The sequence below is a fragment of the Zhenpiania hominis genome, assembly GCF_014333425.1.
In the GTDB taxonomy this organism is placed as follows: domain Bacteria; phylum Bacillota; class Clostridia; order Peptostreptococcales; family Anaerovoracaceae; genus Hominibacterium; species Hominibacterium hominis.
In genome coordinates, this window is sequence record NZ_JACRYT010000007.1 from 88,860 (window position 1) to 102,790 (window position 13,931).

At 47.1% G+C, this 13,931-nt stretch carries 14 protein-coding genes; 5 read left to right on the top strand and 9 right to left on the bottom strand.

Translation table 11 applies throughout. The annotated features are described in order from the left end of the window. Position 1 precedes the first annotated feature (1 nt). Positions 2-634: a GNAT family N-acetyltransferase gene (locus H9L42_RS08500; protein ID WP_187302965.1), complete on the bottom strand. Its 633-nt coding sequence runs from the start codon at positions 632-634 to the stop codon at positions 2-4. Beyond that, positions 621-1,154 (bottom strand): GNAT family N-acetyltransferase, encoded by a 534-nt coding sequence (locus tag H9L42_RS08505; protein ID WP_187302966.1) that lies wholly within the window; start codon positions 1,152-1,154, stop codon positions 621-623. The genes H9L42_RS08500 and H9L42_RS08505 overlap by 14 nt, the downstream gene beginning before the upstream one ends. A gap of 94 nt (positions 1,155-1,248) precedes the next feature. Between H9L42_RS08505 and H9L42_RS08510 the strand changes: the two genes are divergently transcribed. After that, the gene (locus H9L42_RS08510) at positions 1,249-2,079 is read left to right on the top strand and encodes a GH25 family lysozyme (RefSeq protein ID WP_187302967.1); all 831 of its coding nucleotides are present in this window, start codon (positions 1,249-1,251) and stop codon (positions 2,077-2,079) included. Between the two features lie 63 nt (positions 2,080-2,142). On the opposite strand, the gene H9L42_RS08515 is transcribed toward H9L42_RS08510, so the two are convergent. The 7 genes from H9L42_RS08515 to H9L42_RS08545 form a co-directional block, all read right to left on the bottom strand. Further along, positions 2,143-4,122, bottom strand: coding sequence for an LTA synthase family protein (locus tag H9L42_RS08515; protein ID WP_187302968.1), 1,980 nt, complete (start codon positions 4,120-4,122; stop codon positions 2,143-2,145). Positions 4,123-4,133: 11 nt separating this feature from the next. Beyond that, positions 4,134-5,000, bottom strand: a complete 867-nt coding sequence (gene rsmA / locus H9L42_RS08520) for a 16S rRNA (adenine(1518)-N(6)/adenine(1519)-N(6))-dimethyltransferase RsmA (protein ID WP_187302969.1) — start codon at positions 4,998-5,000, stop codon at positions 4,134-4,136. Then, positions 5,001-5,534: a ribonuclease M5 gene (gene rnmV, locus H9L42_RS08525; protein ID WP_187302970.1), complete on the bottom strand. Its 534-nt coding sequence runs from the start codon at positions 5,532-5,534 to the stop codon at positions 5,001-5,003. Beyond that, on the bottom strand, positions 5,524-6,006 hold the full coding sequence (locus H9L42_RS08530; protein WP_187302971.1) for an FtsB family cell division protein: 483 nt from the start codon (positions 6,004-6,006) through the stop codon (positions 5,524-5,526). The genes rnmV and H9L42_RS08530 overlap by 11 nt, the downstream gene beginning before the upstream one ends. Further along, on the bottom strand, positions 5,975-6,346 hold the full coding sequence (yabQ, locus tag H9L42_RS08535) for a spore cortex biosynthesis protein YabQ (protein WP_187302972.1): 372 nt from the start codon (positions 6,344-6,346) through the stop codon (positions 5,975-5,977). The genes H9L42_RS08530 and yabQ overlap by 32 nt, the downstream gene beginning before the upstream one ends. Next, entirely contained in the window at positions 6,343-6,603 is a 261-nt protein-coding gene (gene yabP / locus H9L42_RS08540) for a sporulation protein YabP (protein WP_187302973.1), read from the bottom strand. The genes yabQ and yabP overlap by 4 nt, the downstream gene beginning before the upstream one ends. Before the next feature lie 173 nt (positions 6,604-6,776). Further along, a complete protein-coding gene (locus H9L42_RS08545; RefSeq protein WP_187302974.1) occupies positions 6,777-8,012 on the bottom strand; it encodes an MFS transporter in 1,236 nt (411 codons plus the stop codon). 196 nt (positions 8,013-8,208) lie between these two features. On the opposite strand from H9L42_RS08545, the gene H9L42_RS08550 reads away from it, so the two are divergent. The 4 genes from H9L42_RS08550 (at position 8,209) to H9L42_RS08565 (ending at position 13,630) form a co-directional block, all read left to right on the top strand. Beyond that, entirely contained in the window at positions 8,209-8,883 is a 675-nt protein-coding gene (locus H9L42_RS08550) for a response regulator transcription factor (RefSeq protein ID WP_187302975.1), read from the top strand. Continuing rightward, a complete protein-coding gene (locus tag H9L42_RS08555; RefSeq protein WP_187302976.1) occupies positions 8,880-10,256 on the top strand; it encodes a sensor histidine kinase in 1,377 nt (458 codons plus the stop codon). Before H9L42_RS08550 ends, H9L42_RS08555 begins: the two co-directional genes overlap by 4 nt. A 17-nt stretch (positions 10,257-10,273) precedes the next feature. Further along, a complete protein-coding gene (locus H9L42_RS08560; protein WP_187302977.1) occupies positions 10,274-10,963 on the top strand; it encodes a PepSY domain-containing protein in 690 nt (229 codons plus the stop codon). Between the two features lie 129 nt (positions 10,964-11,092). Then, positions 11,093-13,630, top strand: coding sequence for an FAD-dependent oxidoreductase (locus H9L42_RS08565; RefSeq protein ID WP_187302978.1), 2,538 nt, complete (start codon positions 11,093-11,095; stop codon positions 13,628-13,630). Positions 13,631-13,931 lie beyond the last annotated feature (301 nt).

Genomic DNA, 13,931 nt, shown 5'->3' on the forward strand with positions numbered 1-13,931 from the left:
CTTATGCCTCCTTTACCAGATATGTATTCACAAATCCAAACCGGGCCGACTGGACAATATCCACAATTTCAAATCCCAGGCTTTTATAAAAGTTCACATCCTCTTCCGTATTCGTAAAGAGCATGATCGGCAGCCCTTGTTCCTTTGCGTACTCACACACATGTGACATCAGCTTTCTCCCCCGGCCCTGTTTCTGAAAGTCGCTTCTGACTCCGAGGAAGTCCGCATACAGATGGGGAGACGGCAGATCAATCCCCTTCTCCAATTCGTCCAGCTCTTCAAAAAGATCGATCCGCCGCCGCTGCTGCTCTTTCGTCATGCGCGCCATAGCGGATTGATACTCAGGGCTATAGCTGCCAGCCTTTTTATGCCGTTCTTCGGTATAATGCATTTCCTCCGAATGGACGAGACATACCCCTTCTCGGATTTCATGGTCCAAAGCGAATGCTCCGCCATATTCCATATCATAGGCTACATAGTACCGCAATGTCGCCTCCAGCGCCGCAGTCTTTACGGCCTTATCCGGAAAGGCCTTCATCATCTTTGGATAATCCTGAAAAGCATCCATATAGGTCTGGATCAGCTTTTCCTGATCCGTTTTCTTTAATTTGTACAAACCCTTAATTTCCATCATATTCTTCCCTCATCAAAGAATGGCACAAAACATCTCTGATTGTACCGTCATAAATCTTATAAGCTCTGCGCAGCGTCCCTTCGTAGGTAAAGCCGCACTTGCGGATCACATTCTGAGATCGCTTGTTCTCCGGTCCGGTGCAGATACTGATCATCTCAAGTCCCATCTCCTCAAACCCATAACGTATTACTTCCTTTGCCGCTTCCGTCATGAGCCCTCTTCCCCAGTATTCTTCGGAAAGCGAATATCCCAATTCCCGGCTGCGGATTCCCGGCCGGTATTTGTCTTCTTCAAGGCTGATCGTCCCAATCGCTCTGCCGCTTTCTCTGTCCCGGATTGCCCATACGCCGTTTGGAATAAACAGGGTTTTGATAATCTGCCTGGACTCTTTCACATCTCCGTGAGGCTTCCATCCCGCGTGTGGTCCCACATTTGGATTCTTCGCGTATTCGTAAAGATCCGCCGCGTCTTTTTTTCTCCACGCGGAAAGGAGCAGCCGTTGCGTTTCCAGTGTTTTCATAACTTCCTCCCTCTGGTTGCTGCTATTACTATACCATTATTGTAGCCAATTATCAAAGAATCGCATAAATTATCAGTGAAAGGGGTATGTATCAATGAAAAGATTTATCTGGTTCGGACTCTGCCTGATACTCTGCTTTTCTCTCGCGCAGCCGGCATTCGCCGCTTCAGAAGCAAGGGGCATTGACGTCAGCAACTGGCAGGGTACAATCGATTACGCCAAAGTAAAGAACGCGGGAATCAGAATCATCTATATAAAAGCCGGTCAGGGAGCCGGTTCCATCGATCCGTATTTTGAGAGGAACTACCGCCAGGCAAAACGATATGATCTGGACATCGGCTTCTATCACTTTGTAACCGCCCGGACAGTCAGCCAGGCGCGCCAGCAGGCCCATTTCTTCGCAAGTCTCATTAATGAAAAAGAAATCGAGTGTCGTCCCGCAATGGACTTTGAACAGGTCTCCGGTCTGACAAAAAGAGAAGCGAATGCCATCGCCCGCGCCTATATGCGGGATCTGGAAAAACTGACCGGTTACCGGCCTGCCTTTTATTCCAACGAATACGATGTCCGTGTTTTATGGGGAAGCGGGCTTTCCAAATATCCCCTCTGGATTGCGGAGTACGGAGTAAGCCGTCCGTCTTCTGTCGGAAGCTGGAAAAGCTGGACCGGTTTTCAATACAGCGACAAAGGAGCGGTCAGCGGAGTGCGGGGTCTTGTAGATCGAAATCGATTTAAGCAGGGAATTTATTTAGGTACCCGCGAAAAAGCACAGGAGCGCCCGGTTGTTTACCGTGTGAAGCAAGGAGATACTTTGTCCCATATCGCCCGCCGATACGGAACGACCGTCAAACGATTAGAACGCCTCAACCACATTGAAAATCCGGATTTGATTTATCCCGGGGAAAAGCTGATCATCAGACAATAGCATCTGCCGACGAGATCGGAACAAAAAGGACAGCCGAAACAACTATGGCCGTCCTTTTTCCTTTTATTCCGTAGTACTCAGCACTTCCTTATTCTTTTCCACCTGGCTGATCTTCATCCTGCTGACATCTTCCGGATTTACTTCCTCCTGCAGTCCCAAAATAGTCGGACCAAGATAAATGGTATCAAGTACCTCTCCGTCAAGGGAGATCTTGCTGTACTCCGTGAAATTCTCACCCTTGATATAGTAATCATCGCCAATCTGAACGATATCGGTTATCTTGATATCCTTAACGCCCATCTTCATATCTGTCTCTTTGAATGGGCTTTCCCCACCGTAAATATAGTTTTCGCCGTAGAGCATGTCATAGGCTAAGGTTTCCAGATCCTGCAGGTAAGTGCTGCTGTTGGCGTAATTCTGATGATACATCGTCAGGAGCCCTTCATGGATTCCCAACCGATCCAGAACCTCTGCCCCGATTTCATAGGAGGCCAGGTTTTTATCCTGCTTCTCCATTCCGAAATTATCCCAAATGATATACTGAGTTGTAAAAAGATCCCCGTCTTTCATGTCTTCTTCCGTCATATCCAGGGCGGGCAAATGATCGCCGTACATAACCAACACTACATCCTCATCAAAATCGGAGAGCCTGTCGGTCAGATCTTTAACAAACTGATCCATCTCATAAACCTGATTTACGTAGTATTCATACTGCCACTTTTCTTCCTCGGAAGGAGCTTTTGTCACTTCAATCTCCGGGTTCTCAATTACCTGCTCAGAAGGGTATTTTCCATGTCCCTGAACGGAAATCGTATAGATATAATCCCTTCCTTGCGTAGAATTCAGTGCGTCCAGAATCTCATCGGTCAGAATTCCGTCCTTTGCCCAGTTTCTAGGAGTCTTTATTACGTTATTCATATATTCAAGAGAAGTAAAGGTATCATATCCCAAGTTGCGGAACACTTTATTCCTGCCATAAAAGGCACCCCTGTGATTATGGATCGCGTGGGTGGAATAGCCGAGGTTCTTCAGATCATACGGAATGCTCTCACAGGTCCGTTCCAGTAATACAGATTTGTACGGATATTCCCCTGGTCCGAAAAATTTAACACTGATGCCGGTCATGGATTCAAACTCCGTATTAGCGGTACCCGCGCCTACCGATGGCACCGTCAGATATCCGGAAGAATATTCTTTCATCAGCTTTCTGTAATTTGGGATTGGATCTTTTGAGTAGGAAAAACCCTCTACCAAAGTCGGATCGATAAAGGATTCCAGCTGCAGGAACAGAATGTTCGGATGTTTTTCATCCTCATCCTTTTGTTCTGTCTGATAGGTTTTATCATCGCCCAACTCTCCCTTGCTGAAAATATTCTGAACCTCTGCTTCAGAGTAACCAGCCGGTTTTTTGATTCCAGTATTCAGCCATGTGCTGATAAAGCAATAAGGTACGCCGTAATCCCGATACGCGTAAGCCAGATTCCCAAAGAAAGTGGCAACCGTGTTAGTTCGGATCGCGGCCTGCCATACTCCAAAAAAGGCAATCACAATAAGCAGTACTGTAGCGATGCTCCTTTTATAATGAATCTTTTGCTGCAGCTTCGGCGCAAACAAAAACAGCAGTACCATCCCCGCGATAACTACCAGGGTTCCAATAATAGCCAGAATCAGAACTCCTGTGGAAAGATAGTTTGTCACGATAGAAAGCCCATCGTTTAGATTTGCCATATCCTTTGTCGTAAACGGAGTCATACGGTTTAAAAGAATTACACCATTAATAACTCCCAGTGCCACCCAGAGCGTAGAAACCACAACATACCAGAAAATCCGACGCCGAAAAAGCAATACAATCGAATAGGTGGAAAAAATAATAAATACATTAAAAAGAAAGACCAACGGACTTTCCGCGAAAAAACGAAACGTTTCAAACAGCGAATGCCGCGCCATTGTCTCAATAAAGACATTCATGATCAGCGCCAGCACCGCCGAAATCAGCAGCGTACTTTTCAAATATTTCCTGCAAAACTGTCTAAACTTATCCATAATCCTTACTCCTAATGACTTGATTTATAGTCTGCCATAGAATTTGCGAGCGTCGCGAATTCATCCAGATTAAGGGTCTCTACTCTCCTTCCTGAATCAATTCCCGCTGTCTGCAAAACCTCTCTTACTGCGTCCTTTGAAAGGCCCGCAGCCCCCGTAAGAGAGTTAAGCAGTGTTTTGCGTCTCTGTCCAAAGCCTGCCCTTATGCATGTAAAAAATAAGGTTTCATCTTGTAACACAACCGGTCGTTCCTCCCGAATGTCCATCCGCAGCACTGCGGAATCCACTTTTGGAGGTGGAAAAAACACCTCCTTTGGAACCTCCGCGATTTGCGAAACGCGGCAATAATACTGCACAGCAACCGAAAGCGCTCCATAATTCTTATTGCCCGGGTCCGCTTTAATCCGATCCGCTACTTCTTTCTGCATCATGACCGTAATACTGTCTGCCGGCACCCGTTCTTCCAGCAGCTTCATGAGAATCGGCGTTGTAATATAGTAAGGGAGATTTCCAATAATTTTTGTCTTTCCTTCTGTTTTATATGCCGATACTATGGTAGAAAAATCTGTTTTGAGTACATCCTGATTGAGAATTGTTATATTATCATATTCTTTCAGAGTATCCTCCAAAATCGGGATCAGCCCATTGTCGATTTCAACCGCTACTACACGCTTCGCATTCTCCGCGGCCTCCGCAGTGAGGACTCCGATTCCCGGTCCAATTTCAATAACCAGATCTTCAGGACCGATCCGCGATCCTTCTATAATTCGGTCAATGATATGTTTATCCGTGAGAAAATTTTGTCCCAGACTTTTCGAAAGCCGGAAATTATACTGATTCTTTATTTCCTTAATTGTCGATGGTGCGTACAGCTTCATTTATATCTCCCTGAGATGTTTAAAAAACTCGTCCCTTGTAATTCCAAAGCGGTTTAGCTTGTTTAAAAAGGCTTTGCTATTGCCATAGCCGATTCCTAATCGTTTTCCCAGCTGATCCCGTCTTTCCGCAGCTTTGGGATCCGCGGTGAGTCCATATTGGATTAGATCGGACATCGTAAAGGCATCCTGCTTGTCTTCCAATGTATAATGGGCTTTTTCCAGCGCCTGTCGGATACTGTCCGGAGCGGCGTTTTCAATTCCGATATCGCCGTCTTTTTCCGCGTCGCCTTTGGAAAGATAAGCCTGTCCCGCTCCGGGAAATGCCTTTGTCAGGCGTCTTCGGATTTCTTTTCCCGCATAGTCCGGATCGGTAAAGATAATAATGCCCCGTTCCTGGTAAGCCTTTTCAATCAGCTCCCACGTCTGTTTCTTTATTCCGAATCCATGGGTCTCAATTGTCTGGGCATCCACCGCTCGTTTTACCGCAGCAGTATCATCCCGCCCTTCCACAATAATAATTTCCTTAATTTTCATTCTGTTCTTTCTGAGAATTATCTTCCTCTGTATTATCCTTTGAATTTTCCAGCGAAGGGAATACATAAATTTTTTCCCCAGGCATTACCAGTCTCAGCTGCGCTCTTGCCTGATCTTCAACATATTCCGAATCATCCAGCTCTTTCAATTTTTTTTGTAAGCTGGCCTTTTTTTCTTCCAGCTGTTGCTGTTGCGCTCTTGTCTGCTTCTGTTCCTGCTTTAATGAAACAATATTATAGACAGACACACCAACTACCGCTATAATAACGACAATTATAGCGGTATAAATAAAGGTTCTTCTTCGTCTGTTCTGTTTTACGCTAGCCCTCACCGGCCGCTTTTCCTCTGCGCTGCCCCCGCTTTGTCTCTTGTTTTGGCGGCGGCGCTTTTCCTGCCGTTTTCTGCGGGCCTCCTCAATATCGATTACCTGGCTGCTGTCCTTAAACTGACTGCTTCTTCTTTTCTTTGCCATGCTTCTTCTTCAAACCTCTTGTCCTTTGTCCCTTGCTCTGGGATGAAGCCATTATATCACAAAACAAGCGTTTCCACAACAAAGCCCCTGCCGCGAATGCCGCCGCCGCATGGAAGCTCAGGCTTCCATAAGCGCAGTAATATAAAAATTGGGACGTCATAACTGCCGCTATCACCCAGAAAAAAAGCTCCAGCCCTGCCCGGATCCATTTTTTGACGGTCGCCCTCTTGGAAAAAAAAGAGCAGAGCTGATAAAAGGTCGAGAAAACAATCCCCGCGCTAGCCATCACCAGGCACGTAGCGGCCTGCTCTTTTATCAAATCGGTAACTATGATACTCATTTGAGTATTTTTTTCAGGAGTCCCTTTTCAGCTTTGTCTTTTTTCTGCGTGTAGGCCAGAGAGGTGATCTCTCCGGTAATCACCGACTTCCCTTCTGCCAGGTCCAGCATCTGAATATGGAGATTCTTTCCTTTAATAACCAGTCCGCCGGATTTCAGATTCGCGCAGATTTCCTCTTCATCAAAATTGTCAATATCTGCCACATCGGTTACCGTAATCTTCTCCCTGTTATCAATTGTGATCATATGGTTTTCCATAGGCACACCCTCCTTATTAAAAGTATATTACCGGAAAGTGTTCCTAGAACAATATCCTACTTTCATTTAGTATAAGGCCGGATTATTACAAATTCCTTACAGCCTGAAAATCTTTTTCTTAAATCACAGAATCTCCATAAATCTCCCACCTATCTTTCTTGAAACCTCGAAATCTATCTCCTTGAAGGCCCAAACAGCCGCTCTTCCATAATTTTCTGCCTTACAATAATAATCCACAGCAATAACGCTGCTGCCATACAGCCGAGACAGATTACGGCCAGAGCTGTTATATAACTGCCCCAGTCTAGTGTTGCAAGGGATGCTCCCACAGTACCGATAAGGTTCAGCACAAAATTAATCATCGCGCTGGCAGCCCCCGCCACATGAGAGTACTGTTCCAGCAAAACAACCATTCCCAATGCCCGGATCATTCCTTCCGCAATAATGAAAGGAAGGGTGGACAGCAAAAACAAGACCGGGGCTCTGCCTCCCACCGCAATCAGCATCACGCCTGACAGTAATATCAGCCCCAGGCAGACTTCACAGGCCCGTCCCGTGGACGAGTGTCTGGTGATTACCATGTATAAAAAGGGCGATATGCAGGAAACCCCGGCTCCCAGCGCATAAAAGATGCCATACTGCATATTGGATATTCCAAAATCCGTAATATAAATATAGGAACAAACCGAAATATATGCCCACATGGGAATCGTCAGCACTGCCATCACGCCCGCAAACAGGGCAAACGGCTTATCTCCGGCTGTATGTAAGGTATCACTGACTGCTTTCAGCGCGCTGTCCGAGATCCGTTTCCCCTCCGGCCAGGTTTCCCTGGCAAATAAGATCAGCGCCGCCGGCACAACAGAAACAACCGCGATAAACACAAAGAGCCACCTCCAGCTGAGCCAGGTAATGATGACAGATCCGACAGACGGAGCTAAAATGGGACCGATAATGGCGGCTGACTGCAGTACCGTCATCACATTCTTGAAGGTTCTGCCTGAAAATGTATCTTTGATCATCGCCGTGGTCACAGTCAGAATAATTCCGTTTCCCAGACTCGCGAGCCCTCTCACCACAATTAAAAAGTCAACACTTCCCGCAAACGTACAGAGAAAAGTAAACAAAAGGCTCAAGCCCACGCCTGACGCAAACACCGGCTTTCTTCCGTATTTATCACTCATCGGGCCTCCGATAAGCGTACCTATTGCCGTCGCGATAATTCCCGCCGTTAATGTCAGGTTGAGATAGGTTGCCGACACCTTAAATTCTTCCTTTAAGATTGGCAGGGCCGGCAGATAGATGTCCAGCGCCATCCATACCACTGCAGTCAATACCATGATAGAACCGGCGAACACGTTTATCCCCAGCTTCGGCTGATCCATAATAACGTCCTTTACTTTTTTCATGATTCACCTCTAGTGCCTGTTTTTTCTATATTGTTTGATTCATCGTTTCCTAGTATAATCTGTATGGATACTGTACAGTCAAGGAGAAATTCAAAAGATCTGCTCTTTCTAATTAGATACTCGTTTTTCTTGTTTTTTAATTTCTCTTTAATTTGCACTTGCTATAGTCTCAGTATAAAAGGAGAAAATGTATATTATGCGACTATTAATTGCCGAAGATGAAAAAAATCTGAACAAAATCCTTGCCCAGCAACTGCGCGATAATGGTTATTCCGTAGATGCCTGTTTTGACGGTGAGGACGCCCTCGATCATATTCGTATGACCGATTACGACGGCGTAATTCTGGATATCATGATGCCCAAACTGGATGGCCTGGAGGTTCTGAAAAAAATGCGGGCGGATCGCATTGATACGCCGGTTTTGTTCCTCACAGCCAGAGACAGCGTCGCGGATCGGGTAGAGGGGCTGGATCTTGGAGCCGATGATTATCTGACAAAACCCTTTGCCTTTGAGGAGCTCCTCGCGCGGGTGCGGGTTTTAATCCGGAAAAAGTCCGGCAACAAGACCAACACCTATACGCTGGCCGATCTGACGCTGGATGCCCAGAGCCGGGAAGTAAAACGCGGTGATACCCCGATCTCGCTCTCTTCCAAAGAGTTCGCGATTCTGGAGTACATGATCATGAACAAAAACGTGGTTCTTTCCCGTGATAATCTGGAGCGTCATATCTGGAGCTACGACTATGAAGGCTCCTCCAATATGATTGATGTCTATATCCGTTATCTTCGCAAAAAGATCGATGAAAAGTTTGAGCCAAAACTGATTCATACGGTTCGCGGCGTGGGATATGTGCTGAAGGAAGAAAAATGAAAAAGCTTTCCATCAAAACCCGGGTGACAATCTGGTATGCCTTCTTCCTGGTTCTCCTGGTATCTCTGATTTTTATCTCGCTGTTTTATACCAGTGACCGGCTGATCCAGGAGAATATCAAGGGAGATCTGACCGCCGCGGTGGATGACAGCATCCAGGATGTAAAGATTGAAAACGGATCTCTGGAAATTGACGACGATCTGCTGAGCTATCGGGACGGGATCTACGTCCTCGTTTACCGCGAGAACAACTTTATCGTCACCGGTTCTCTGCCTGCCGGGATCACTGAGGAAATACCCTTTATTTCCGATCAGGTGCGGATCGTGGAGAACAACGAGAGGGAGTATTATGTATACGATCATCTGATCAGCGATGACACCTTCGCGGATGTGTGGATCCGGGGAATTACCTCCGCCGATCTGGCTGATTCCGATCCGGCAGTCGCCCTCATGCTAAAGTTTTTCTTTATCTCCCTGCCGCTGCTGATCCTCGTCGCCGCGGTAGGAGGCTACTATATCACCAAACGAGCCTTTCGCCCGGTTTCGCAGATTACGGAAACCGCCGTCCATATCCAGGAAAGCAGCGATCTGTCTCAGCGGATTCATCTTGAAACAGGAGGACAGACCAAAGATGAGATCTATCATCTGGCGGCAACCTTCGACCGCATGCTGGATCGCCTGGAAAACTCCTTTGAGGCGGAAAAGCAGTTTTCAAACGACGCGTCCCATGAACTGCGCACGCCGATCGCGGTAATCATGGCTCAGTGTGAGTATTCCCTGAAAAGGGATACGTCTCCGGAGGAGATCCATTCCTCTCTGAGTGTCATTTTGGATCAGTCAAGAAAAATGTCCACTCTGATCAATCAGCTTCTGACCCTGGCCCGGGCGGATAGAGGAACGGCAAAACTGGATTTTGAACGGATCAATGTCAGCGACATCACCTGCATGGTGGCTCTGGAACAGGAAGCCCTGGCAGAAAAGCGCGGGATCACAATTCATCAGGAAATCACACCGGATCTTTACGCCGATGTAGATGAGACCCTCTTTATGCGGCTCTGGATCAATCTGATTTCTAACAGCATCAAATATGGCAAAGATGGCGGCTCCATCCGGGTAGTGCTCCGCGCTTCCGAAAGCCGGATTATCGGCCAGGTGATTGACGACGGCATTGGCATTTCCCCGGAAGCCCTTCCGAAAATCTGGGATCGCTTTTATCAGGTGAACCCTTCCCGAAGTGACGGAAGCAGTTCCGGACTGGGGCTTTCCATGGTAAAATGGATTATTTCCGCGCATAATGGAGACATTACCGCGGACAGCGTTCCAGGCACAGGCAGTCGATTTACATTTTCAATTCCCAAAGACGCAAATGTGTAATAAGGAGAGAATTAGCTATGAAAGAGAAAGTATTAAAAAATAAGACAATCTTTATTGTCGCCGCGGCCATTGTTCTCGCCGCGATCGGATTCGCGGCCGGCATGATGGTCCGTTCCGTTACAGCAGACGATCGTGGCTCCTATATTGACGCGGAGCAGGCGAAGTCCATCGCGTTGGAAAGCGTAGGCGTATCTTCCTCCAAAGCGACCTTTACAAAGGTACAGCTGGATGAAACGGATCGCCCCGCGATCTATGATATTGATTTTTATACATCGGCGAATGCCTATGACTTTGAAATCAACGCGGTAAGCGGGGAAATCGAAGAAAAAAGCAGCGAAGCGATTACTTCTCAGTCATCTGCGATCCTTCCGTCTTCCTCATCCCAGACATCAGCATCGCAGCCGGCACAGGATTCTTCCACTCAGGCCACGTCTCCTGCGCAGACTCATCCGACACAGGCGACTCAGCCATCCTCTTCGTCCTCTGAGTATATTGGTGTCGCGAAAGCCAAATCCATTGCCAAAAAGGACGCGGGGGTTTCCAGCGCTACTTTCACCAAAGAGGAGCTGGATTCCGATGATGGCGTTAAAATTTATGAAATCGAATTCATTTCCGGCAACCGTGAATATGATTACAGCATTAACGCTTATACCGGAAAAATTCTGGAACGCGATTCAGAGCGAATTGATGACGATTATGATGATTAATCGCTCTTCCGTTATCCCAATTATTAAAATTTTGTAAAATTTCCATAAACCTCTCAACTTTTTGTTTCCTTTTTCCGATTAAGGGTATAGGATAGTTACATGGGAAATACTAAGTTGGGAGGTTATTTTATGAAAACATTGAAATTAAAGGAAGGTCTTTTTTGGACAGGTGTCCTGGATCCGCAGCTCCGGGTCTTTGACATCATTATGAACACGGAATTTGGCACGACTTATAATTCTTATCTCCTGCAGGGTTCTGAAAAAACCGCGCTTTTCGAAACAGCGAAGGCAAAGTGTATGGACGAATACCTGGATAAATTAACATCACTTATTGATATTAAAGATATTGACTACATCATTGTTGATCATACGGAACCGGATCATGCCGGATCCGCGGCAAAGCTGGTGGAAATCAATCCCGCGATCAAGCTTGTGGGTACCGCTACCGCCATTAGCTTTATGAAAGAAATCTGCAATGTGGAGTTCGCCTCCGTCATTGTCAAAGAGGGGGATACACTTTCTCTGGGGGATAAAACGCTGAGATTCATAGGAGCTCCGAATCTTCACTGGCCGGACGCCATGTATACGTATGTGGAAGAGGATAAGGTTCTCTTTACCTGCGACTCGTTTGGCTCACATTACAGTTTTGAGCCGATTCTCAGTTCCAAGATCACCGATCAGGATGGTTATATGAGCGCGCTCCGTTATTATTTTGATAACATTATGGGGCCGTTTAAGCCTTATGTGCTGCAGGCGATTGAAAAAATCCGCAATTTGGAAATCGATATGATCTGTCCGGGGCACGGACCTGTCCTGGATGAGGATCCTTGGAAAATCGTCAATATCTATAAGGGCTGGTCTACGGAAGTGAATCCAAACACGAAGAAAACGGTTGTCATCCCTTATGTTGCGGCTTATGGCTATACGGAGGTTCTTGCGAATAAGATTACCGAAGGAATTCTCGCTTCCGGCGATATCGAAGTAAAACGGTACGATATGGTAACTTCGGATCAGGCACAGGTTCTGGGAGATCTTTACTGGGCAGACGGAATTCTCTTTGGCACGCCGACAATTCTGGGAGAAGCGCTGAAGCCTATCTGGGATCTGACCACTTCCATTTATCCGGTGACTCACGGTGGAAAAATCGCTTCCGCTTTCGGATCCTACGGCTGGAGCGGCGAAGGCGTTCCTCATATGATCGAAAGACTTGCCCAGCTGAAAATGAAGGTATATGGCCAGGGACTGCGCGTTCGATTCAAGCCTTCCAAGGCTCAGTTGGCGGAAGCCTATGAGTTTGGGTACAATTTTGGACGCTCTGTTCTGGAAGGGGATATTGTGGAACCGGAACCGGCTCCCGGCGGCAAGAGACGTTGGAAATGTCTCGTATGCGGGGAAATCATCGAAGGTCCGACTCCTCCGGAGAGCTGCCCTGTCTGCGGCGTAGGACCGGAACAATTTGTGGAGGTGCCTTATGAGGAAGTATCCTTCTCCTCGGTTTCCACGGATCGCATTCTTGTTGTTGGAAGCGGCATCGCCGGACTTTCCGCGTGTGAGGAAATCAGAAAGAGAAATATGGTATGCTCCGTAGAGTTGATTTCCGACGAAAGCGTCTTCTGCTACAACCGTCCGATGCTGACAAAGGGAATCCTGTCCGAATTTGACGCGCTGAACTTCTTCACAAAGCAGCTGGATTGGTATCAGGACAATAAAATCACTCTGACCCTGGATACAAAAGTGGAATCCATTGATACAGCCGCGAAAAAAGTGAAGCTCTCAAACGGCGAGGAACGGCCTTATGACAAGCTGATTCTGGCTACAGGGGCGGAATGTAATATTCCTCCGATTAACGGAGCGGACAGTAAGAATGTGTATGTAATCCGCAAGCTGGCGGATGCCAACGCTATCCGCGAGAAGCTGGATTCTGCAACAGATATCGCAGTTATCGGCGGCGGCGTTCTTGGGCTGGAAGCCGCATGGGAATTCCGCAGAGGGAAAAAGAATGTGACAATTATCGAGGTTTCCGACGGCCTGATGAAAAATCAGCTGGATGCCCACGCTTCACAGATCCTCAGAGAAGCTGCGGAAAACTCCGGAATCAAGGTTATTACCAACGCGAAAATTGACCAGATCGCGGAAAGCGGGGTAGATCTGGCAGACGGCACAAAAGTTCCCGGCCAGCTGGTTATTATCTCCGCAGGCGTGCGTCCGAACGCGGCAGTCGCAACCGCGGCGGGAATTGATGGAGATCGCTGGATCAATGTCAATGAGAAAATGGAAACCAGCGCCAAAGATGTCTACGCATGCGGTGACGTAGCTATGTGCAACGGTACCAGCGTCGGCATCTGGAGCCAAGGACTCGAGATGGGAAAAGTTGCTGGAGCTAACGCCGCAGGCGATGATAAAAGCTATCATCCGGTTACACCTTCCAACTCCTACAATGGTATGGGACTGGAGCTGTTCGCAATCGGCGACAATGGAAAGAAAGCAGATGTTAATTATAAAGCGGTTGAATTGTCTGATCCTGCAAAAGGAATCTACAAAAAGCTTTACTTTGTTAACAACCGCTTTGCTGGAGGCATCCTGATTGGAGACGTAAGCCAGTCCGCGAAGCTTTTAACCGGTTATGAAAAGAAACAGACGCTTGAAGAACTGATGAGCGTTCTGTAAGCCCTATCACGATATCAAAGCAGACCGTCGTCTGGGTTTGACCCGGCATGGTCTGCTTTTTTGCGGGATACGCCATGCTGATCCGGCGAGGGCGTTGCTGGGGTCATGGGTTCTCCGGGGAAACAATGAAAATGCGTACAAAACGATCTTAATGAGATAGTTGCACACATTTCCCTTTTCCCCGTACCCGTTTCCGCTTCCTCCACCTTGTCGAAATTTGTTGAAATCCGTCAAATTCATATTATATATACAACAACATTTATAATTACTCCAACTTCCATCAAACAGCCGCTTTCATGGA

Bases quoted from the DNA above. Each gene is read 5' to 3' on its own strand.
- H9L42_RS08500 (WP_187302965.1), bottom strand. From the start codon at position 634: ATGATGGAAATTAAGGGTTTGTACAAATTAAAGAAAACGGATCAGGAA.
- H9L42_RS08505 (WP_187302966.1), bottom strand. From the start codon at position 1,154: ATGAAAACACTGGAAACGCAACGGCTGCTCCTTTCCGCGTGGAGAAAA.
- H9L42_RS08510 (WP_187302967.1), top strand. From the start codon at position 1,249: ATGAAAAGATTTATCTGGTTCGGACTCTGCCTGATACTCTGCTTTTCT.
- H9L42_RS08515 (WP_187302968.1), bottom strand. From the start codon at position 4,122: ATGGATAAGTTTAGACAGTTTTGCAGGAAATATTTGAAAAGTACGCTG.
- rsmA (WP_187302969.1), bottom strand. From the start codon at position 5,000: ATGAAGCTGTACGCACCATCGACAATTAAGGAAATAAAGAATCAGTAT.
- rnmV (WP_187302970.1), bottom strand. From the start codon at position 5,534: ATGAAAATTAAGGAAATTATTATTGTGGAAGGGCGGGATGATACTGCT.
- H9L42_RS08530 (WP_187302971.1), bottom strand. From the start codon at position 6,006: ATGGCAAAGAAAAGAAGAAGCAGTCAGTTTAAGGACAGCAGCCAGGTA.
- yabQ (WP_187302972.1), bottom strand. From the start codon at position 6,346: ATGAGTATCATAGTTACCGATTTGATAAAAGAGCAGGCCGCTACGTGC.
- yabP (WP_187302973.1), bottom strand. From the start codon at position 6,603: ATGGAAAACCATATGATCACAATTGATAACAGGGAGAAGATTACGGTA.
- H9L42_RS08545 (WP_187302974.1), bottom strand. From the start codon at position 8,012: ATGAAAAAAGTAAAGGACGTTATTATGGATCAGCCGAAGCTGGGGATA.
- H9L42_RS08550 (WP_187302975.1), top strand. From the start codon at position 8,209: ATGCGACTATTAATTGCCGAAGATGAAAAAAATCTGAACAAAATCCTT.
- H9L42_RS08555 (WP_187302976.1), top strand. From the start codon at position 8,880: ATGAAAAAGCTTTCCATCAAAACCCGGGTGACAATCTGGTATGCCTTC.
- H9L42_RS08560 (WP_187302977.1), top strand. From the start codon at position 10,274: ATGAAAGAGAAAGTATTAAAAAATAAGACAATCTTTATTGTCGCCGCG.
- H9L42_RS08565 (WP_187302978.1), top strand. From the start codon at position 11,093: ATGAAAACATTGAAATTAAAGGAAGGTCTTTTTTGGACAGGTGTCCTG.